We start from the raw sequence: 21513 nt of genomic DNA on the forward strand, positions 1-21513 counted from the left end.
GCCGCCAAGCTATCACTACATCCTCTACGGCATGGGCTTCCACACCCGCCTCGCGGCAGGCGCCGCCCGCTATCCCGGCGCGCGCGATGCGCAACAGGCATTCGCCCGCGTCAAGGCCGCCTCCCCCGGCGCGCTCGCCAACCTTCCCGATCACCGTGCGCTGCTGGACCATTTCCACGCCCGCCCGGCCGCGACCATCACCAGCAAGGCATTCCGATGACATCGACGACGAAGACACTCCTCCTCGCCAGCCTGATGATCGGGTCCAGCCTGTCTGCGCCCGCTTTTGCCCAGGAAGCCGCCTCGCCAGCCGCCTCGCCAGCCATCTCTCAGGCCGCCGCCCGCACACCCGCCGCGTCCGACCGCGCCCTCTCCGCCTCCGCCCGCGCCGACGATCTGGTCGCCGCGATGACGCTGCAGGAGAAGCTGGCGATCATCCACGGCTATTTCCCGCCGATGGCCAAGCCCAATCCGCCCATCGCGATGATCCCCTCGGCTGGCCACATCCCCGGCGTCCCCCGCCTCGGCATCCCGACCCTGCGCGAGAGCGATGCCAGCCTCGGCGTCGCCAACCAGATCGAGCAGCGCAAGGGCGACACCGCCACCGCGCTCCCGGCCAGCATTCTCACCGCCGCCACCTTCAACCCCCGCCTCGCCTATGAGGGCGGCGCGATGATCGGGGCGGAGGCGCGCGCCAAGACCTTCAACATCCTGCTCGCGGGCGGCGTCAACCTGACCCGCGATCCGTGGAACGGCCGCAATTTCGAATATCTGGGCGAGGACCCGCTGCTCGCGGGCGTGATGGCGGGCGAGCATATCCGCGGCGTCCAGAGCAACCATATTGTCTCGACGGTCAAGCATCTCGCGCTCAACTCCCAAGAGACCGGCCGCCACGTCCTCGACGCCCGCATCGACAAGGCCGCGCTGCGGGAAAGCGACCTGCTCGCCTTCCAGATCGCCAATGAAATCGGCGATCCCGGCTCCGTCATGTGCGCCTATAACAAGGTCAATGGCGACTATGCCTGTGAGAATGACTGGCTCCTCAACACCGTGCTCAAGCAGGACTGGGCCTATAAGGGCTGGGTGATGTCCGACTGGGGCGCCGTCCATTCGACGGAGAAGGCGGCGATCACCGGCCTCGACCAGCAGTCGGGTCAGGAACTCGACATGGCCATCTATTTCGGCCAGCCGTTCGCGGACGCCGTGAAGGCCGGGCGCATTCCCATGTCCCGCCTCGACGATATGGTCCGCCGCATCCTCTACGGCGTCATTTCGACCGGCCTCATGGACAATCCCGTGCCGGACACGGCGCAGGTCATCGACTATGCCGCCCATGCCGATGTCGCCCAGCGCGCGGCGGAGGAGGGCATCGTCCTGCTCAAGAACAAGGGCGATCTGCTCCCGCTGGCCAAGACCGCGAAGAAGATCGTCCTTATCGGCGCGCATGCCGACGTTGGCGTGCTGTCGGGCGGCGGATCGTCACAGGTCCGGTCCGTCGGCGGCGCGCCGGTCGAAATCCCGCTGACGAAGGGGCAGGCCGCCTCCTTCGCCCGCATCACCTGGCACGCCTCCTCGCCGCTGAAGGCAATTCAGGCAATGGCACCGCAGGCGCAGGTCACCTATATCGACGGCTCCGACCCGAAGGCGGCGGCGGCCGCCGCGAAGGGCGCGGACATGGCGATCGTCTTTGCCTGGGCCTGGTTCACCGAGGCGCAGGACCCCGAAAGCATGGCCCTGCCGGACAATCAGGACGCGCTGATCGAAACCGTCGCCCGCGCCAACGCAAGGACGCTGGTGGTGATGGAAACCGGCGGTCCCGTGCTGATGCCCTGGGTGGACAAGGTCCCGGCGATCCTGCAAGCATGGTATCCGGGCCAGCGCGGGGGCGAGGCCATCGCAAATATCATTTTCGGGGAGGTCGCGCCGTCCGGCCGCCTTCCCATCACCTTCCCGACGCGCGCCGCACAGGCGCCGCGTCCGGAGCCGGTGGGTCTCGGCGAACTGCACGCCGCCGAGGCCCGCCGGGATGCTGGCGACACCACCAATTACGGCCAGAGCGCCGGGGTTAAGCCCTTCCCCGTCGACTATCAGGAAGGGGCCGAGGTCGGCTATCGCTGGTACGCGGCGAAGAAGCAGAAGCCGCTCTATCCCTTCGGCTACGGCCTCACCTACACCAGCTTCCGCTACGCCAATCTGTCGGTCTCCGGCGGCAAGGTCCTGCGCGTCAGCTTCGACGTCACCAATAGCGGCCAGCGCGCGGGCGCGGACGTTCCCCAGGTCTATGTGCAGGGCAGGAGCGCGGCGGGCGCATTGAGCTACCGCCTCGCCGGTTTCGACAAAGTGACCCTCGCGCCGGGCGAAACCGCCCGCGTTTCCGTCACCGTCGATCCGCGCGTCATTGCCCGTTTCGACGAGGCCGCGCCGGGGTGGAAGCTCGACGCAGGCACATATCCTGTTGCCGTCGGCCGCTTCGCAGGCGACACGGTGCTCAGCGGCACGGCACAACTCGACGCCCAGTCGATCAAGCCGTGACCTGAACCCTTATGCGGAGCGGAGCACAGACATGGCGATGACACCCGGCGCGGGCCACACCGGCGCAACCACCACCACCCAAGGCGCACAGGCGGCCGGCAGCCTCGCCGGTTTCGTCTTTGCGCTGTTCTTCGTGTTCGGCGGCATCACCAGCCTGAACGACGTGCTGATCCCGAAGCTCAAGGACCTGTTCACCCTCTCCAATGCGGAGGTGCTGCTGGTCCAGTCCGCCTTCTTCGCGGCCTATTTCCTGATCTCCATCCCCGCCTCCGCGATCGTCCACCGCATCGGCTATATGCGCGCGGCGGTCGTCGGCCTGCTGACGATGACGGCGGGCTGCCTGCTGTTCATCCCGGCCGCCTCGTCCAGCCTGTTCGTCGCCTTCCTCGCCGCCCTGTTCGTGCTGGCCAGCGGCATCACCATCGTCCAGGTCGTCGCCAATCCGCTCATCTCCATGCTGGGCAAGCCGGAAACCGCGTCCAGCCGCCTGACCTTCGCGCAGGCGTTCAACTCGCTCGGCACGGCACTCTTTCCCTATATCGGCTCCGCTCTGATCCTAGGCCAACTGGCCAGCGTTGATCCCCGAACGCTCAGCGGCGCAGCACTCGACGCCTTCCGTGCGACGGAGTCATGGGTGGTCGTCCACACCTATATCGGCATCTCCATCACTTTGCTGATCGTCGCAGCCGCCGTCTTTTCCCAGCGCAACAAGCTGAAGGAAGCACCCGCGGAGAAGATGAACGTCGCAGCCGCTTTCGGCTTGCTGAAGCGTCCGCGCTTCGGTTTTGGCACCTTGGGCATCTTCCTCTACGTCGGCGCGGAAGTGACGATTGGCAGCTTGCTCGTTCTATACCTAATCCAACAAGATACGCTGGCAATCTCACAACAAGCCGCTGGAAAGCTCCTGTTGTGGTATTGGGGCGGCGCGATGGTCGGCCGTTTCATTGGCGCGTTAATCCTGCGCATATTCTCGCCCGGCAAGGTGCTCGCCACCGTGGCGGGCGTCGCGATCCTGCTGCTCGCTGTGTCCGCCTCAACCACCGGCGCGGTTTCGGGCTGGGCGCTGATCGCCATCGGCCTGTTCAACTCGATCATGTTCCCGACCATCTTCACCCTGGCGTCGGAAGGGCTCGGCCGCCGCGCCGCGGACGGTTCCGGCGTCATCTGCATGGCCATCGTCGGCGGCGCGATCCTGCCGCCGCTCGCCGGCTGGGTGTCGGACATCTCCACCCTGCGCATCGCCCTGATCGTCCCGGCGATCGCCTATGCGCTGATCCTGATTTTCGGCCTGTTCGCGACAAAGCCGGTCGCGCCGATAGACGCCGCCGCCGGATCGGAAACAGGACCGGCCGTCCTGTAATGTCGACATGACCGCCTCGATCCATCAGACGGAGCAGCTCCTTTTCACGGTGCTGCTCCAGTTGATCGTGATGATCGGGGCGGCCCGGCTGATGCACAGCCTGTTCCGGCGCATGGGCCAGCCCGGCGTCGTGGGAGAAATCGTTGCGGGCCTGCTGCTCGGCCCTTCCCTGTTCGGGCATTTCTTCCCCGGCGCGTCGCTCGCCCTGTTCGGCGCAAGGCCGGAACCGGCTATCACGATCCTCAGCCAGATCGGCCTCATCCTGCTGATGTTCCAGATCGGCAGCGAGTTTGAATATGGCCGCCTGCGTCTCCCCCGCCTGCGGCAGACCACCCTGTTCGTTGCGGCCACCTCCATCCTCGCGCCCTTCGCGGTGGGTTTCGGCATCGGCCGCCTCTCCGCTGCAACCCTCGCGCCCGGCATCGACCCGCTCGTCTACAGCCTGTTCTGCGGCGTCGCCGTGGCGATCACCGCCGTCCCGATCCTTGGCCGGATCCTCAAGGAATATGGCCTGACGCAGACGGATGTGGGCATCATCGCCATATCCGCCGCCGCAGTGAACGATGTCGTCGGCTGGGTGCTGCTTGCCTGCATCTCCGCCTTCGCCACCGCGCAGTTGTCCGGCCAGTATCTGCTGATCCACCTCGGCGGCCTGCTGGTCTTTATCTTCGCCCTCCGCTTCCTCGCCGCGCCGCTCGCCGACCGCCTCGTCGCGCGCTTTCCGGTGCGGGACGGGCATATCCCGCCCAACCTCCTCGCCATCCTGCTCGCGATCATGTTCGCGCTTGCCATCTGCACCTACGCGCTCGGCATCTTCGCAATCTTCGGCGGGTTTGCGGCGGGCCTGCTGTTCCACCGCCACCGCGCGCTGGTGGAGGCATGGCAGGGTCAGGTCGGTCAGTTCGTGCTGGTGTTTTTCCTCCCCATCTTCTTCACCTTCACCGGCCTGCGTACCAACCTGCTTGGCCTCACCACCGGGCCGGAGCTGTTCTGGCTCGCCGCCGTCTGTCTGGCCGCCATCGCCGCCAAGGTCGTGCCCGTCTATCTCGCAGGCCGCGCCAATGGCCTGCCGCACCGCGACAGCATGATGCTCGGCACATTGATGAACACCCGCGCCCTCATGGAGCTGATCGTCCTCAATATCGGCTATGATCTCGGCTTCCTGCCCAAATCCATGTTCACGATCCTGGTCGTGATGGCGGTCGTCACCACGGTCATGACCGGCCCGATCCTGCGAGCCTTGCTCGCATCCGCCCCCAATCCCGCAACCAGACGCGCGCAGGCGTAAGACCCGCGCCCATAGGAGATGACATGACGCCACGCCTTTCGCGCGCCTCGCTGCTGACCCTCGCCACCGCCTTGATCGCCGGGAGTGCTATGGCTCAACAACCCGCCGCCTCCATCGCCAACCCCACCCTCTGGCCGCAGGTGAAGGCGCAGCCGAAGCGCGACCCGAAGGTTGAGAAGCGCATCGACGCGCTGCTCAAGGCGATGTCGGTCGAGGATAAGGTCGGCCAGATCATCCAGGTCGACATCGGATCGATCAAGCCCGCCGATGTCGAGACCTACAAGATCGGATCGATCCTCAACGGCGGCAATAGCGGCCCCTATGACGACGAATATGCCTCCCCCTCCAAATGGATGCAGTTGGCCGACGAATTTTACGACGCCTCCATGAAGCGTTCCGGCGCTCAGGCAGGGGGCCCCAAAATCCCGATCATCTGGGGCACCGATTCCGTCCACGGCAACAACAATATCGTCGGCGCGACCCTCTTCCCGCACAATATCGGCCTTGGCGCCGCGCGCGACCGCGACCTGATCCGCAAGATCGGCGAGATCACCGCGCTGGAGACCGCCGCCGCCGGGCTCGACTGGACCTTCGCGCCGACGCTGGCCGTGGTGCAGGACGACCGCTGGGGCCGCACCTATGAAAGCTATGGCGAGGAGCCGCAGATCGCCGCCGACTATGCCGGCGCGATGATCGAGGGCGTGCAGGGCAAGGTCGGCACGAAGGACTTCCTCTCCCCCACTCACCTCATCGCCACCACCAAGCATTTCCTGGGCGACGGCGGCACCGGCGGCCGGGACCAGGGCGACACCCGCGTCTCCGAGGAAATCCTGCGCGACGTGCATCTGGGCGGCTATCCCGCCGCGATCGAGGCGGGCACCCAGTCGGTTATGGCCAGCTTCTCAAGCTGGAACGGCGAGAAGATGAGCGGCAACAAGTCGCTGCTGACCGATGTCCTCAAGGATCGCATGGGTTTCGACGGCTTTGTCGTCGGCGACTGGAACAGTCACGGGCAGGTTGCGGGCTGCACCAATGAGGATTGCGCGCAGGCGGTCAACGCCGGCCTCGACATGTTCATGTATTCCGGCCCGAAGTGGAAGGAGCTGTACGACAACACGCTGCGCGAGGCGAAGGACGGCATCATCTCCGCCGCGCGTCTCGACGATGCCGTCCGCCGCATCCTGCGCGTCAAGTTCCGCGCGGGCACTTTCGACCGTGGCCGTCCCTCGTCGCGCGCGGCGGCGGGCAAGTTCGACGTCATCGGCTCCCCCGCCCACCGCGCCGTCGCGCGTCAGGCGGTGCGCGAATCCCTCGTCCTGCTGAAGAATGAGGGTGTCCTGCCCCTGAAACCCAGCGCCAACATCCTCGTTGCCGGACCCGCCGCGCAGAGCATCAGCCAGCAGGCGGGCGGCTGGTCGATCACCTGGCAGGGGGCGGACGTGCCCAACGCCGCCTTCCCCAATGCGCAGTCCATCTGGAGCGGCATCGAGGAAACCGTGAAGGCGGGCGGCGGCACCGCCAGCTACTCCGCCGATGGCAGTTTCACCAAGAAACCCGACGCCGCCATCGTCGTGTTCGGCGAGCAGCCCTATGCCGAGTTCAAGGGCGACCGCCCGAACCTGGAATATAGCCCCGGCGACACCACCGACCGCGACATGCTGCGCCGACTGAAGGCGGCGGGCATCCCCGTCGTCGCCATATTCCTGTCCGGCCGCCCGCTCTGGGTGAATGCCGAACTCAACGCCTCGGACGCGTTCGTCGCGGCCTTCCTGCCGGGCAGCGAGGGCGGCGGCATCGCCGATGTGCTGTTCACGAAACCGGATGGCAGCGTGAACCACGACTTCCGCGGCAAGCTCACTTTCTCCTGGCCCAAGCGCCCGGACCAATATGTCCTCAACCGCCGCGATCCGGGCTATGATCCGCTGTTCGCATACGACTATGGCCTCAGCTATGCCGCGCCCGGCAAGGTCGGCCAGCTTGACGAGACCCGCCCGGCGGGCATGGCGGAGGGCGTGCCCGGCATGTTCTTCGGCAAGGGCCGCCTGCCCACCGGCTGGACGCTGGACGCGGGCAAGGTCGCTCAGGCCAATGTCGATCGCCGCGCGCAGGAGGACTCCAAGCGCTTCACCTGGAACGCCCCCGGCGCCATCGCCATCACCGCGCCCAAGCCCATAGACCTCAGCCGCGAAAGCAATGGCGAGATCAGCCTGGTTATGGACTATCGCGTCGATGCAAAACCCACCGGCCCGGTGACCATCGGCGTCCGCAGCGGCAGCAAGACCGCCTCGGTCGCCATCACAAAGACTCTCGCCGCCGCCGCCCCCGGCGAATGGCAGACTCTCGCTGTCCCCCTCCAATGCTTCGCCACGCGCGGCGCGGACATGGCGGCCATCGCCTCGCCCTTCGTGCTGGAGGGCAGCGCGCCGCTTTCCATCGCAATCTCCGACGTGAAGCTCGATTATGTCAGCATGCCCATGAGCAAGTGCGGCGACTGACGGTCCCCGTCACCCCTGCGCAGGCAGGGGTCCCGCTTCCTTGCGGCACCGAAAGATAGCGGGGTCCCCGCCTGCGCGGGGACGACGGACAATGGAAGCTTATTGCGCCAAAGCTGATCTTGCGCGGATGCAACAGCGTGCTCCTGCGGACGCAGGAGCCCAGTCCAGACGTCAGAACTGGGTTCCTGCTTTCGCAGGAACACGCTTCCGCCAGAACCACACAAAGTCTAAACCCCGGCACATGGCAGCCCCTCTCCCCGTCCCCGACATCGGCATAGTCCTGGAGGCGCTGAGCCTGGTCGGCACCTTCGTATTCGCGGCGTCGGGCGCGCTGGCGGCGGCGCGGCTTCGCCTGACCCTGATCACCTTCGCCTTCTTCGCGCTGATCACCGGCGCGGGCGGCGGCACGGTGCGGGACCTGCTGATCGGCGCGCCGGTTTTCTGGGTGATCGATCCCGTGCCCGCGATGGTCTGCATGATCGCCGCGCTGCTGGTGTGGATCACGCCGCAGAAATGGTGGAGCGCCCGCGCGCTCGACTGGCTCGATGCGGTCGGCCTCGCCGCCTTCGCGGTGTTCGGCGCGGCCAAGGCATTATCCTTCGGCATCCACCCCTTTGTCGCGGCGATGATGGGCGTGGTCACGGGCTGCGTCGGCGGCATCATCCGCGATCTGCTGGCGGGGGAGCCGTCTATCCTGTTGCGGCCGGAACTCTATGTGACGGCCGCCACGCTGGCCGCCGGGCTGTTCGTGCTTCTGATCTGGGCGGGCATGGCCCTGCCGCTGGCCGCGGCGATAGCCTCTGTCGCGGGCTTCGCCCTGCGCGCCGCCGCGATAGCGCGCGGGTTGGCGCTGCCGCCTTATAGGGCAGGGTCGTAGGATAATAAACCGTTCGGGCTGAGCTTGTCGAAGCCCTGTCCTTTCCTGAAGTGAAGTGCAGCCCTTCGACAAGCTCAGGGCGAACGGACCGATGGAGTGATACGGACTAACCCAGCGCGCCCTAACCCGGAATCCCCCTCCACAATGGCACATCCCCCGGCGCCAAAGGCTCCGCAGGCGGATCGGCCAGCGGGTTGAGGCTTTTCTGGAACAGCCCGACGCTCGCCCATTGGCCAAGCTTGTATCCGACCTGTTCATAGACGCCCGTTTCGACGAACCCCATCCGCCGGTGCAGGGCGACGCTGCCCGGATTGGGCAATGTCAGCGCGCCGATGGCATGGACGAACCCCTGCGCCGCAAGGATGTCGAGCAGCAGGCCATAGAGCGCCGCGCCTGTGCCCCGCCCCTGCGCCGGCGGCGCGAGATAGATGCTGGTCTCGACCGCAAAGCGGTAGGCCGGCCTCTCCCGGAACGCCATCGCATAGGCGTAACCCGTCACCGCGCCGTCATCTCCCGTCGCGACCCAGGGATAGCGCCCCTCCACCTTCGCGATGCGCGCGGCGATGTCCTGCGCCGACGGCGGATCGATTTCGAACGTCGCCCGGCTTTCCAGCACATAGGGGCGGTAGATGCCGGCAATGGCCGCCGCATCCGCCGGGCGCACCCTGCGCATATGCCCCGCTGCCGTCACAGCCAGCTTAGCAGCATCGCCATGAAGGACCGCTGTTCCGCCCGGCTCGGAACCTTCGGCGGGCCATAGGCGGCGCATTCCAGGCAGGCCGCCCGCACCGCGCTGCCTTCGATCAGGCCGCGCACGTCGCGCACCGCCTGCATCGCCCACATCCGCTGCAGGAACGCCTGCCGCCCCAGCCAGTCGGCGGGAATCTTCACTTGCTCCTGGCCGCTGTCGTCGAGCAGGTTCTGAACGAACTGCGCCAGCATGTCCGGCTCCTTCTCGATATAATAGGGTCGCGCCTTGGCGGGATCGATCTTTGCGCGCTTCGCCGCATCGGCGATCGCATCCTCCAGCCCGCCGAACTGGTCGACCAGCCCGTTCTGCCGCGCCGTGCCGCCGTCCCACACCCGGCCCTGCGCAATGGCGTCTATCTCCTCCGGCGTGCGCTTGCGCGATTCCGCGACCAGGCCGACGAAGCGGGTATAGATCTGCGCGACGCCCGCCTGCGCGATGGTGTCGAACTCCGGGCTGAACCCGCCGAACATGTCCGGCTGGCCCGACAGCGGCGTGGTCCGCACGCCGTCGCTGGTGACGCCGATCTTGGCCAGCGCGCCCTCGAAACTGGGCAGCACGCCGAACACGCCGATCGATCCGGTGATCGTGCCCGGCTCCGCAAAGATGCGGTCGGCCGGGGTCGACACCCAATAGCCGCCGCTGGCCGCGACATTGGCCATCGACACGACGACCGGTAGCCCCCGCTTCTTCGCCTCCAGGATGGCGGACCGGATCTTCTCCGACGCCAGCACCGACCCGCCCGGCGAATCCACCCGCACGACCAGCGCCTTCAGGTCCTTTTCGGCCAGCGCGTCGAATATCAGGCCGGAAATCGTGTCGCCCGCCGCCGTGCCCGGTCCCGCCTCGCCGTCGATAATCTCACCCGCAATGGTAACAACGCCGATCTGGCCATTATTGGCGGGCCGGTGCGACTTGGCATAGGCGGCAAGGTCGATCGCCGCGAAACCGCCGGGCCTGCCGTCCGGCGCCTCGCCCGCAATCTGCGCGACGCGGGCGCCGAACGCCGCCTCATCGCCCAGCGTGTCGACAAGCCCCGCGTCCATCGCCGCCTTCGGCACGTCGCCGTCCACCGCCTGCACGACTTTCACCGGATCGTTGACATAGGGGGCCAGCTTCGCCGCCGGGCGCGCCTTTACCACCTCATCCTGCCAGTCCTGCCACAGCGCGTCGGCCAGCGCCTGATCGGCCTTCTTCGCCTCCGGCGACTGGTCGGTGCGGGTATAGGGTTCGACGAAGCTCTTATAGGTGCCGACGCGATAGACATGGGCGTTCACGCCCAGCTTGTCGATCAGCCCCTTATAATAGAGCTGCGACCCGCCGGGTCCGGGCAGGAACACCTGCCCATAGGGATTGAGCCACACCTCGCCCGCATGCGCGGCAAGCTGGTAACTGTCGCCGGTATAGGTGGTGGCATAGACCAGCACCGGCTTCTTCGCGGCGCGCAGCGCGTCCATCGCCGCGCCGACCCGCGACAGCGCGACCTGCCCGCCGCCCATGAAGCCGTCCAGGTTCAGCACCACGGCCTTCACCTTGCCGTCCGTCTTGGCCGCCTCCAGCGCCGCAACGATGTCGCGCAGGCGGAACTCCTTCATCTCCGGTCCGGCGCTGGTCAGGAAGGAGAGCGAGTCCGCCTCCTGCGGCTGCTCGACGATCACGCCCTTCAGGTCCAGAAGCAACGCGCCCTTGGACACGGTGGCGACCGGCTTGGGCGTGAAGGACAAAGCGGCGTAGAGCAGGCCAAAGAACAGCAGCATGAACAGCAGGACGAGCGCGTCCTTCACCCCGACCAAAATACGCCATGCTGATTTCAGGAATGCCAAGAAACGGTCTCCGCCGGGTGGATTTCGCTGAACAATTAGTGCGTGACCGGGACAACCGCAATGGAGCGCATTTTCATAGTAAATATTGAGTAAAAACGCAGGTTAATTAACAACAGCTAACAGTGGGTCCGGGCAGGACCAAATAGTCAGGAACATGTTTTCTTCTCCCTCGTCTGTGTTGCTGGAGCGGCGCAGCGATGAGCGAGGAAATTGTCATGATCATCCATTCGAAAATATTTGCGCCGTCCCTGATGGCGGTCGCATCCATGCTGAGCCTGAGCGCCTGCGAGTCCAGCGGATCGATGCGCGTAGGCAGCGTCGGGCAGCAGGGCGCGCCCGGACCGGCAGGACCGGCAGGACCGCAGGGACCGCAAGGGGAAACCGGAGCCACTGGCGCCACAGGAGCCACGGGTTCGGCCGGCGCATCCGGCGGTCTCAGCCTGGGTTCGGCCGGCGCTCTGGCGACGGGAGGACTTGTCGGGCCGGAGGGCGTGGCCGGAACCGGCCTGCTCGCCAACACCGGCGATCCGGCGAACACCCTGCCCGTCGCTTCGGGCGTGCTGGTCAGCGCCGGGGAAACGGTCAGTTCACTGGGCGGCGTGACGGCCAAGCTCGTCGATGTCGTCGATGCCTCGACACCCGGCGCGATCCCTCTCGCCGGGACCGTCGCCAAGGTGATCGACAATACCGGGCAAGCGCTGGTCAGGACCGGCACGGGTGAAGCCTATCTGGTCGACGGCCTGACGGCGGCGCCCGGCGATCTGGTCAACCTCACCGTCGGCAATGCGCGCGTCCTGGGCACTTCGGCGCAATCGCCGCTGATCGGCGTCAGCGCCTTGTCGGCCAATCAGCAGGCGGGAAGCCTGTTGACGGTCGGCGCAGCCAGCGGCGGACAACTCGTCACCCTGCAACCTGGCTCCACCGGCGGGGGAACCCCTGCAAGCGGCGCGGTCGCGGCGGTCGGCAATGTCGTGAATGGCGTGACCGGCGCCCTGACGCCGGGGACCGGGGGCAGTGCGCCTCTGGGCGTCGTGCAGAATGTGCTCGGCGGCGTGACAGGCGGCGGCACCGCGCCCGGAACGCCTGCGCCCCCCGCCACTCCGCCCGCCAACCCGCTGGGCGCGGTCGGCGGCGTGGTCAATGGCGTAACCGGCGCGCTTGGCAATGTATCGGCCGGGCTGACGGGCAATCTGACGGGTAGCCTGACCGGTAATCTCAATACGGGCCATTAAGGGCTTTTGGGGCTGCGCGGGCGCCGCCATCCGACGGACGGCGCCCGCGCAGATGAACGCGCAGACCGGCTTTGCAGGGAAAGGGGTAATTATGCGTCACGCCGTCATGGCTGCGGCATTTCTATGGTCGTGGACGGCGTTTGCACAGACCAGCACGCCGATCGACCGCAACCGGCTGGACCGCGACCAGCCGGTCACTGCGCCGGACGACAACAGACAGCCGCCGGCCACCCTGCCCAATTCAGCCACCCGCATCGATGCCGCCGCCACGGGCGTTCCCATCCGGTCCATCCGGTTCGAAGGCACGCAGGTTCCGGAGATCGTGGCGGCCGCGGCAGGCAAATTCATCGGCGTCCCCGCCGACCGCCCGGCCCTGCAGCGCCTGGTGAATGCGATGACCGCCGCCTATGGCCGGTCGTCCGTGGCATTGTTCACGATCGTCGTGCCCGATCAGGATCTGTCGTCCGGCGACCTGCGCGTGGCCGTGGCGGAGGGGCATGTGGAGGCCGTGATCCTGACCGGAGAGGTGGAGGGCAGGCCGCTGACGCTGGTGAGGGCCTATGCCGACCGGCTGACGCGGGAAAGGCCCACCAGCCGCCGGACACTCGAACGCTATCTCTCGCTGATCCGCGACATTCCGGGGCTGAAGGTCGACGCCTCGCTGCAATCCGGACAGGGGAAGGGCGGCGTGCGGCTGATCCTGAAACTCGACTATGGCAAGCCCACCCTGACCTTCGGCTTCGACAACCGCACGACCACGCTGGTCAAGGACGGACAGGTACAGGCGACCGCGCGCCTCTATGGCGGCCTGCGCGACGGCGACTCGACCGAACTTGCGGTCGCCTCCGCCGTCGACCTGCGGGATTACCGCTATGTCGGCCTCACCCATTCAACGCCGGTCGGCACGGACGGGATGCGGCTTTCCCTGTCCGGCGGCTATCTGGAGACCCGGCCGGAAAACAGCCTGATCCGGGGCAAGGCCAAGACGGCGGGCATCACCCTCTCCTGGCCGGTCATCCGCGCCTATAAGCGCAACCTGACCCTCAGCGCCGCGATCGACGGCATCGATAGCGACAATGCCGCATTGGGATCGCTGATCGCATCGGAGCGGACACGCGCGGCGCGGGTTGCCGCTGGCTATGGCCAGTCGACCGGCCGCCTCAGCCTGTCCGGCAGCGCGAGCATCAGCAAGGGCCTCGATATAGTGGGCGCGCGGGTCGATGCGCCTTTCGCGGAAACGGACTTCCTGAAGGTCAACCTGCGCGCCGGGGCCGATCGCGCCATCGGCAGGCGCGCCGCCATTCGCCTGCGCGGAAGCGGGCAATGGAGCCGCGACCGCCTGCCCGCGGCCGAACGCTTTTCCGTCGGCGGACCCGACTTCGGCCGGGGCTTCGAAAATGCCCTGATCAATGCCGACCGGGGCATGGCCGGCCTTGCGGAGCTTGCCTGGCGGCCTTTGCCCAAGGGCAATCTGGCCGGGACCGAACTGTACGGCTTCGCGGATATGGCGAAGGTGACGATCCTTCAGCGCGGCCCTTTCCCCCGGACCGGTTTCACGCTGGGATCGGCCGGTGGCGGCATCCGCTTCGCCCTGAAGGACAAGGTGAGGCTGGATCTGGAGGCCGCCCGGCCCTTCAACGATCCCTATCCCGGCTATGACCGCCGCTGGCGATTCTCGATCGGCTGGAAACTCTCCCTGCGATCGTGAGGGCCGGTCATCATCTGGTAACGACCTGTCCCTATTCCGGGCACGGACACCGCATCCGGGTGGACTTGGAGGATTTTTTCCGCTCCCCGCCCTTGACCGCCTCCGCCGATGGGCCATATGAGGCGCGCTGGCACTCTCGACCGGGGAGTGCTAACAAAACAGAGTTCATTGGGAGCAGGGGAAAGCCGGGAGAGTTGCGGGGCACGGTCTCCGTCAATCTCGTCCGCCGATAACCGCTCCCTCATCGAAGGGAAAGGCAATCCATATGGCATTCCGTCCGCTGCATGACCGTGTTCTGGTCCGCCGCATCGAAGCCGAGGCAAAGACCGCCGGCGGCATCATCATCCCCGACACCGCCAAGGAAAAGCCGCAGGAAGGCGAGATCGTCTCCGTCGGTTCCGGCGCCAAGAGCGAAGACGGCAAGGTGACGCCGCTGGACGTCAAGGCTGGCGACAAGATCCTGTTCGGCAAGTGGTCCGGCACCGAGGTCAAGGTCGACGGCGAAGACCTGATCATCATGAAGGAATCCGACATTCTGGGTATCGTCGGTTAATTCACCGCGCTGCCTTCCCCCCGTTCGCCCTGAGCCTGTCGAAGGGCTGCCCTTCTTAAGAAGGACAAGGCTTCGACAAGCTCAGCCTGAACGGATTGAGGACATTTCCAAGTCTCACATTCAAGCAGAGGTATTATCTCATGGCTGCAAAAGACGTAAAATTCTCCCGCGACGCGCGTGAGCGCATCCTGCGCGGCGTCGACATCCTGGCCGACGCGGTCAAGGTGACGCTGGGTCCCAAGGGCCGCAACGTCGTCATCGACAAGAGCTTCGGCGCCCCCCGCATCACCAAGGACGGCGTCACCGTCGCCAAGGAAATCGAACTGAAGGACAAGTTCGAGAATATGGGCGCGCAGATGGTCCGCGAAGTCGCTTCCAAGACCAACGACATCGCCGGTGACGGCACCACCACCGCGACCGTCCTGGCTCAGGCGATCGTCCGCGAGGGCATGAAGTCGGTTGCCGCCGGCATCAACCCGATGGATCTGAAGCGCGGCATCGACCTCGCCGTCACCAAGGTGACCGAGAATCTGAAGTCGCGTTCGAAGCCGGTTGCCGGTTCGTCCGAAGTCGCACAGGTTGGCATCATCTCCGCGAACGGCGACACCGTCGTTGGCGAGAAGATCGCCGAAGCGATGGAGAAGGTCGGCAAGGAAGGCGTGATCACCGTGGAAGAGGCCAAGGGCCTCGACTTCGAGCTGGACGTCGTTGAGGGCATGCAGTTCGACCGCGGCTACCTCTCGCCCTACTTCATCACCAACCCGGAAAAGATGCTCGTCGAGCTTCAGGACCCCTATATCCTGATCCACGAGAAGAAGCTGTCGAACCTGCAGGCGATCCTTCCGATCCTGGAAGCCGTCGTTCAGTCGGGCCGTCCGCTCCTCATCATCGCCGAGGATATCGAGGGTGAGGCTCTGGCCACGCTCGTCGTCAACAAGCTGCGTGGTGGCCTGAAGGTCGCTGCCGTCAAGGCTCCCGGCTTCGGCGATCGCCGCAAGGCGATGCTTGAGGACATCGCGATCCTGACCCAGGGCGAGATGATCTCCGAGGACCTCGGCATCAAGCTCGAGAACGTCACCATCGGCATGCTGGGCACCGCCAAGCGCGTTTCGATCGACAAGGACAACACCACCATCGTCGACGGTGCGGGTGATGCCGGCGCGATCAAGGGCCGCGTCGAAGCGATCCGTGCGCAGATCGAGAACACCACCAGCGATTACGACCGTGAGAAGCTCCAGGAGCGTCTCGCCAAGCTCGCCGGCGGCGTTGCCGTGATCAAGGTCGGCGGTTCGACCGAAGTGGAAGTCAAGGAGCGCAAGGATCGCGTCGACGACGCCCTGCACGCCACCCGCGCAGCGGTTGAGGAAGGCATCGTCCCCGGCGGCGGCACGGCTCTCCTTTACGCCACCAAGGCTCTCGACGGCCTGAAGGGCGCGAATGACGACCAGACCCGCGGCATCGACATCATCCGCAAGGCGATCACCGCGCCGGTCAAGCAGATCGCCCAGAACGCAGGCGTCGACGGCGCCGTCGTTGCAGGCAACCTGCTGCGCGAGAATGACGAGACCAAGGGCTATAACGCGTCGACCGACACCTATGAGAACCTGGTCACCGCTGGCGTGATCGACCCGACCAAGGTCGTTCGCACCGCCCTGCAGGACGCGGCCTCGGTCGCCGGTCTGCTGATCACCACCGAAGCGGCTATCTCGGACACGCCCGAAGACAAGCCGGCCATGGGCGGCATGCCCGGCGGCATGGGTGGAATGGGCGGCATGGGCGGCATGGACTTCTAAGTCCTGCGCTCTGCAGCTTAAGGCACGCAAAGAAGGGGCCGGTGGGGAAACTCACCGGCCCTTTTCTGTTGGGGCTGAGTCGCGTCAAAGTAGGGAGCGGTCACTGCTCATCCCCTCTCCCGCCTGCGGGAGAGGGAGGGGCCTATCGCGAAGCGATGGGAGGGTGAGGGTCTTGTATCTTCGTAAGAAGATGCGCGAGCCTGCGGCTCGCTTGCCCTCATCCAACTGCGCCTAGCTCGCTACGCTCCCAAGGCTACGTATCCTTCTCCCGCCTGCGGGAGAAGGCTTGTACGTCCGCGCTCAATCTTTCATCCAAACAACATCTTTGGCGGTTCATCATCCGCCGTTCAGGATCGCTCCTGCAACACGGCGCGGAAACGCCCCCTATCCTCGAAATATCGTTGCGCGGAACTTGAGCGGGAGGGGGCCGCCTCTATCTAGCGGGCAGGGTCTCCGCGAAGGACATAAGAATGCCATTGTACGCCGCCGTCACAGGCATGATGATCATCACGCCTCCGTCTCTTGGCGCGCCTGTTTCCCCTTCCCCGATCACACCGTTTATGCAGGCGAACGCGAGCGATCAGGCGGCAACCGAAGATCCGGCCGGTCAAATCCCCACGGTTCAGACCCCCAGCGTCGGGACAGCGCCTCCGCCACCAACATCGCCCGGCCCGTCGCCGGAGGCTCCGCCTGCGCAATTGGCCGACGCGCCGCAGAACGATATCGTCGTGACGGGACGGGACGGCCCGCCGCCGAGCGACCCGCTCGAACGGGTGAATGAAAAGAGCTTTCAGGCGGTCCAGTCGGTCGACAAGGCCGTCGTCGAGCCGATCGCCAAGGGCTATAACAAGGGCCTGCCGAGGCCGGTCCGCAAGGGGCTGCGCAACTTCTTCAACAATCTGGGGGAGCCGGTCGTGGCGGTCGCCTATCTGGCGCAGTTCAAGCCCGGAAAAGCGTTTGAAACCGTCGGCCGCTTCGGCCTGAACACCACCCTCGGCATGGCGGGCCTGTTCGACGTCGCCAAGCGCAAGCCCTTCCACCTGCCCTACCGGCCCAACGGCCTTGCCAACACATTGGGCTATTATGGCGTCGGCCCCGGCCCCTATATGTATCTGCCGATCATCGGGCCGACCACGCTGCGCGATGTCATCGGCGACACCGTGGACAATATGATCGTGCCGCTGGCCGTCGGAAAGCCGTTCAACCGGCCCGCCTATGTCATTCCCTCGATGATCCTGCAGCAGGTGGGCGAGCGCGCGGCGTTCGACGAGCGGATTCAGGAAATCCGCGCCGAGGACCGCCCCTATGCCGCCTATCGGGAGCTGTACCTCAACCAGCGGAAGGCGGAGATTGAGGCATTGCACGGCCGCGTGACGCCGGACGTCGTGCCGGTCTACGGTCCGGGGCTGCGCGTGCCCGATGGCAAGGAGGACGCGACGAAGGTGCCGGAAGTTCAGTGAATAAAAAGCGGCTTGAGGCATAGAGTCCTTCCTCCGTCATCCCGGCGAAAGCCGGGACCCATCTCGCCTTCGGCACAGCTTTGAAATGGGGCGCTTTGGGTTCCGGCTTTCGCCGGGATGACGGCATGGCTTCGCTGGAGATCTGCGCCGCAAACCCGTTTACCCCGCCACCGCCACGGCTCACCCCAAGTCAGAAACCGTTCAGATTACGGCTCATTCTGTTCAGGCAAGTATGAAAGCCATGACAGTGAACGCCGCCGCAACCCTGCCGCTCCCCTATGCCGCCATGACGGCACGCCCAGCGCCAGCGGCCGAGCGCCTGTCCGACAGCATCGCCATTGCGCGGGTCATCTGCATATTGGGCGTGGTCTATGTCCACGCCTGGACCGGCGTCGACGCGCAGGCGCTCTATGCGATGCATGGCAGCGGGCAGGACATGCTGCGCTGGATATTGATGGAGGGGCTGGGCCGCAGCGCGGTGCCCCTGCTCGGCCTTATCTCCGGCTGGCTGGTCATGGCGTCCTCCAAGAGCCGCAACTGGTGGCCGCATGTCCGGCACAAGGCCCGGACGATCCTGCTGCCGATGGTGCTGTGGAACGCGCTCGCGATCCTGATCGTCAGCGGAACGGCGATCCTGTTCACCCTGCCCGCCCCCGTTCCGCACACGTTTGAATGGGTCATGCAGGAGCTTTTCATACTCACCCGCAATCCCGACATCAGCGTGCAGATGCCGTTCCTGCGCGACCTGTTCCTGTGCATGCTCGTCGCGCCGCTGCTGGTGCGCGCGCCGACCTGGGCGCTGGGTGTCCTGTCCGCCGCCGCCGCGATCTGCTGGGTCGCGGGCATTGGCCAGCCGGTGCTGATGCGCACCTCCATCCTCGCCTTCTTCACGCTGGGCATGATCGTGCGCCGGATCAGGCTGGAGCAGAAGGTCGCGAACATGTCCTTCGGTCTCGCCTTGCTGCCCTTCCTGCTGCTGCTGCCGGTCAAGGTCGCCCTGTCGCTCTATGACGTGCCCTTCTGGGATAATCAGGGGCATCCTATGGCCGCCGTCGATCTGGTGACGCGGGTGGCGGCGGCCGTGCTGTTCTGGCGGGTGGCCTGGGGGCTGGCGGATTCCTTCGCCGCCGCGACGCTCAAGCGGATCGAGCCGTACATGTTCCTGATGTTCTGCGGCCACCTGATCCTGATCTGGACGCTGGCCCCGGTCATCGGCCGCCTGACGGGGCCGCTCGGCTCGCCGGCCTATCCCGCCTTCCTGCTGTTGCAGCCCTTCCTGACCCTCGCTTTCGCCATCGCCTTCGCCAAGCTGCTCAGCGCGGTGTCGCCGGGCGCAGCCCGCATCCTGAGCGGCGGACGGCTAGGCCGCGACCTGCGCGCCGTTGATCGCGCGGGCAGCGTCCATGGCGATGGCAAGCGACCGCTTCCGCGCGTCATGGTCGAACATACTGCTTGAAACGATCACTTCGTCCACGCCGGTACGGTTGATGAAGGCGGACAGGTCGCGCGCGACATCCGCCTGCGTGCCGATGCTCGACGCCTTGAACACGCCGTTCAGCATCATCCGCGCCTGCGGCGGCAGGGTCGCGCGATAGCCCGGCACCGGCGGCGGCAGCTTGCCCGGCGTGCCGGTGCGCAGCGCGACGAACATCTGCATCATCGATGTCGCCAGCGTCTCCGCCTCCTCCGCAGTATCCGCGGCGAAGATGTTGAACCCCGCCATCGCATAGGGCTGGGACAATTGCGCCGAAGGGCGGAAGTCGCGACGGTAGATGGCAAGCGCCTCGTCCAGCGCATCGGGCGCGAAATGGGAGGCGAAGGCGTAGGGCAGGCCAAGCGCGGCGGCGAGTTGCGCGCCATAGAGGCTGGACCCCAATATCCAGAGCGGCACCTCCGCCCCTGCGCCCGGCGTCGCCTGGAAGCCGGGGCTGTCGTCGCCCACGAAATAGGCCTGCAGCTCCATCACGTCGCGGGGGAACTGGTTGGCGTCGCTGGCGAGGGTCCGGCGCATCGCCATCATCACTCGCTGGTCGGACCCCGGCGCGCGGCCCAGCCCCAGATCGACCCGGCCGGGGAACAGCGCGGCGAGCGTCCCGAACTGCTCGGCAATGGTCAACGGCGCATGGTTGGGCAACATGATGCCGCCCGCCCCAATCCTGATCGTCGATGTCGCCGCGCCGACATGGGCAAGCACCACCGCCGTCGCCGCGCTGCCAACGCCCGGCATGCCATGATGCTCCGCCGCCCAATAGCGGTGGAAGCCCAAAGCCTCGGCATGGACGGCGAGGTCCGCGGCGCGGATCAGGGCGGTGGACACATCGCTACCCTCGGTAACGGGCACGAGGTCGAGCAGGGAGAATTTCGTCATGGGGGCAATATAAGGTGTCAGTTTCAAATCGCTACCCTTGCTTGGGCTTCAGGGATTTGTTGTGATGAACCTTTCGTGCTCCCGCGAAGGCAGGAGCACGCAGTGGAGCGCTATCCCGCCTTCAAATCCCCCAGCACGGTCGGGATCAATTCCGACACGGTGGGATGGATCGGCACCGCCCATTGCAGGGTAGATACTGGCTGATCGGCGTTCATCATGTCCAGGATGCCGTGGATCGCTTCATCGCCATTTGTGCCCAGGATCGCCGCGCCCAATATGCGCTTGCTGGCCGCATCAGCGACAACCTTCATGAAACCCTTTGTCTCCCCCTTCTCGACGGCGCGGCCGACGCGGGTCATGGGGCGTTTCGATACGAGTATGTCGTGACCGGCCCTGCGCGCCTCCGCCTCGCTCATGCCGACGCGGCCGAGCGGCGGATCGATATAGAGCGCATAGCCCGTCAGGCGATCGCTGACCTTGCGCGCATCCCCGTCGAGCAGGTTGGCGGCGACGATCTCGAAATCATTATAGGCGGTGTGGGTGAAGGCCCCGCGCCCGTTGCAGTCGCCCAGCGCCCATATCCCCGGCACGCTGCTCTGCAGGCCATCGTCGACGGTGATATAGCCCCGCGCGTCGAGCGCCACCCCCGCCTTGTCGATGCCAAGATCGTCGGTATTCGGGCGGCGGCCGATGGCGAGCAGGACATGGGTGCCGGTGATGGTCGCGCCATTGACGGTCACCTCCGCGCCATCGGCATGCGGCGCAAAGGCGATGTCCGCCGCATCGGTCAGGACGCTGATCCCCTCCGCCTCCAATATCTCGCGGACCGCCTGGCTGACATCCTCATCCTCGCGCGTGATGAGGCGGGGGCCGCGCTCGATGACAGTCACCTCCGCGCCGAAGCGGCGGAACATCTGCGCAAATTCCAGGCCGATATAGCTGCCGCCGATAATGATCAGATGCCCAGGAACCTGATCCAGCGCCAATATGCCGCTGTTGGTCATGTAAGATATGTCCGCCAGCCCCGGCATGTCGGGAATGACCGCGCGGCCGCCGACATTGAGGAAAATCTGCGGCGCGGTCAGCATCCGCTCGCCGACCTGCAGGACATGCGGAGCCGTGAAGCGCGCATGGCCGCGCAGGAAGGTCAGGCCCTCCATCCCCTCCAGCCATCTCTCATTATTATGGCGGGCGTTGAGCGTGACCTGATGCGACCTTTTGTGGACGGCGGCCATGTCGATCCGCACCGGCCCGTCGATCATCACGCCATAATCGC

General features: G+C 66.1%; 15 protein-coding genes and 1 pseudogene. 12 read left to right on the forward strand and 4 right to left on the reverse strand.

Annotated elements, in window-relative coordinates; translation table 11 throughout:
- The 6 genes and pseudogenes from BHQ40_RS19740 to BHQ40_RS19765 form a co-directional block, all read left to right on the forward strand.
- A pseudogene (locus tag BHQ40_RS19740) lies at positions 1-220 on the forward strand (tryptophan 7-halogenase); the annotation flags it as partial.
- Complete coding sequence (locus BHQ40_RS19745) at positions 217-2532, forward strand: beta-glucosidase (protein ID WP_083277051.1); 2316 nt, start codon at positions 217-219, stop codon at positions 2530-2532. The pseudogene BHQ40_RS19740 and the gene BHQ40_RS19745, both read left to right, overlap by 4 nt.
- Before the next feature lie 31 nt (positions 2533-2563).
- Positions 2564-3892: a sugar MFS transporter gene (locus BHQ40_RS19750; protein WP_070157549.1), complete on the forward strand. Its 1329-nt coding sequence runs from the start codon at positions 2564-2566 to the stop codon at positions 3890-3892.
- A 7-nt stretch (positions 3893-3899) separates the two neighbouring features.
- Positions 3900-5180 carry a cation:proton antiporter gene (locus tag BHQ40_RS19755; RefSeq protein WP_070157550.1) on the forward strand — a complete coding sequence of 427 codons (1281 nt, stop codon included), beginning with the start codon at positions 3900-3902 and terminating at the stop codon, positions 5178-5180.
- 23 nt (positions 5181-5203) lie between these two features.
- Complete coding sequence (locus BHQ40_RS19760) at positions 5204-7675, forward strand: glycoside hydrolase family 3 protein (RefSeq protein ID WP_070157551.1); 2472 nt, start codon at positions 5204-5206, stop codon at positions 7673-7675.
- Positions 7676-7916: 241 nt separating this feature from the next.
- A complete protein-coding gene (locus tag BHQ40_RS19765) occupies positions 7917-8552 on the forward strand; it encodes a trimeric intracellular cation channel family protein (RefSeq protein WP_070157552.1) in 636 nt (211 codons plus the stop codon).
- Between the two features lie 121 nt (positions 8553-8673).
- Here BHQ40_RS19765 and BHQ40_RS19770 read toward each other — a convergent pair whose 3' ends face one another.
- The gene (locus BHQ40_RS19770) at positions 8674-9225 is read right to left on the reverse strand and encodes a GNAT family N-acetyltransferase (protein ID WP_070157553.1); all 552 of its coding nucleotides are present in this window, start codon (positions 9223-9225) and stop codon (positions 8674-8676) included.
- Between the two features lie 14 nt (positions 9226-9239).
- Positions 9240-11123 (reverse strand): signal peptide peptidase SppA, encoded by a 1884-nt coding sequence (gene sppA / locus BHQ40_RS19775; RefSeq protein ID WP_070157554.1) that lies wholly within the window; start codon positions 11121-11123, stop codon positions 9240-9242.
- Between the two features lie 197 nt (positions 11124-11320).
- Between sppA and BHQ40_RS19780 the strand changes: the two genes are divergently transcribed.
- From BHQ40_RS19780 to BHQ40_RS19805, 6 genes are all read left to right on the forward strand, one after another.
- Positions 11321-12355 carry a hypothetical protein gene (locus BHQ40_RS19780; RefSeq protein ID WP_070157555.1) on the forward strand — a complete coding sequence of 345 codons (1035 nt, stop codon included), beginning with the start codon at positions 11321-11323 and terminating at the stop codon, positions 12353-12355.
- 91 nt (positions 12356-12446) lie between these two features.
- A complete protein-coding gene (locus BHQ40_RS19785) occupies positions 12447-14063 on the forward strand; it encodes a ShlB/FhaC/HecB family hemolysin secretion/activation protein (RefSeq protein ID WP_070157556.1) in 1617 nt (538 codons plus the stop codon).
- A 265-nt stretch (positions 14064-14328) separates the two neighbouring features.
- Positions 14329-14616: a co-chaperone GroES gene (gene groES / locus BHQ40_RS19790; protein ID WP_070157557.1), complete on the forward strand. Its 288-nt coding sequence runs from the start codon at positions 14329-14331 to the stop codon at positions 14614-14616.
- Positions 14617-14756: 140 nt separating this feature from the next.
- The gene (gene groL, locus BHQ40_RS19795) at positions 14757-16409 is read left to right on the forward strand and encodes a chaperonin GroEL (protein ID WP_070157558.1); all 1653 of its coding nucleotides are present in this window, start codon (positions 14757-14759) and stop codon (positions 16407-16409) included.
- 470 nt (positions 16410-16879) lie between these two features.
- Complete coding sequence (locus tag BHQ40_RS19800) at positions 16880-17869, forward strand: MlaA family lipoprotein (RefSeq protein ID WP_083277053.1); 990 nt, start codon at positions 16880-16882, stop codon at positions 17867-17869.
- Between the two features lie 241 nt (positions 17870-18110).
- Positions 18111-19325 (forward strand): acyltransferase family protein, encoded by a 1215-nt coding sequence (locus BHQ40_RS19805; RefSeq protein ID WP_354321561.1) that lies wholly within the window; start codon positions 18111-18113, stop codon positions 19323-19325.
- Here the strand turns inward: BHQ40_RS19805 and BHQ40_RS25355 are convergent.
- Positions 19230-20237, reverse strand: a complete 1008-nt coding sequence (locus BHQ40_RS25355; protein ID WP_083277054.1) for an LLM class flavin-dependent oxidoreductase — start codon at positions 20235-20237, stop codon at positions 19230-19232. The two genes, BHQ40_RS19805 and BHQ40_RS25355, sit on opposite strands and share 96 nt — an antisense overlap.
- Before the next feature lie 110 nt (positions 20238-20347).
- On the reverse strand, positions 20348-21513 hold a 1166-nt coding region (locus tag BHQ40_RS19810; protein ID WP_070157560.1), incomplete at its 5' end, for an FAD-containing oxidoreductase.

This window comes from Sphingobium phenoxybenzoativorans, from assembly GCF_001757355.1.
In the GTDB taxonomy this organism is placed as follows: domain Bacteria; phylum Pseudomonadota; class Alphaproteobacteria; order Sphingomonadales; family Sphingomonadaceae; genus Sphingobium; species Sphingobium phenoxybenzoativorans.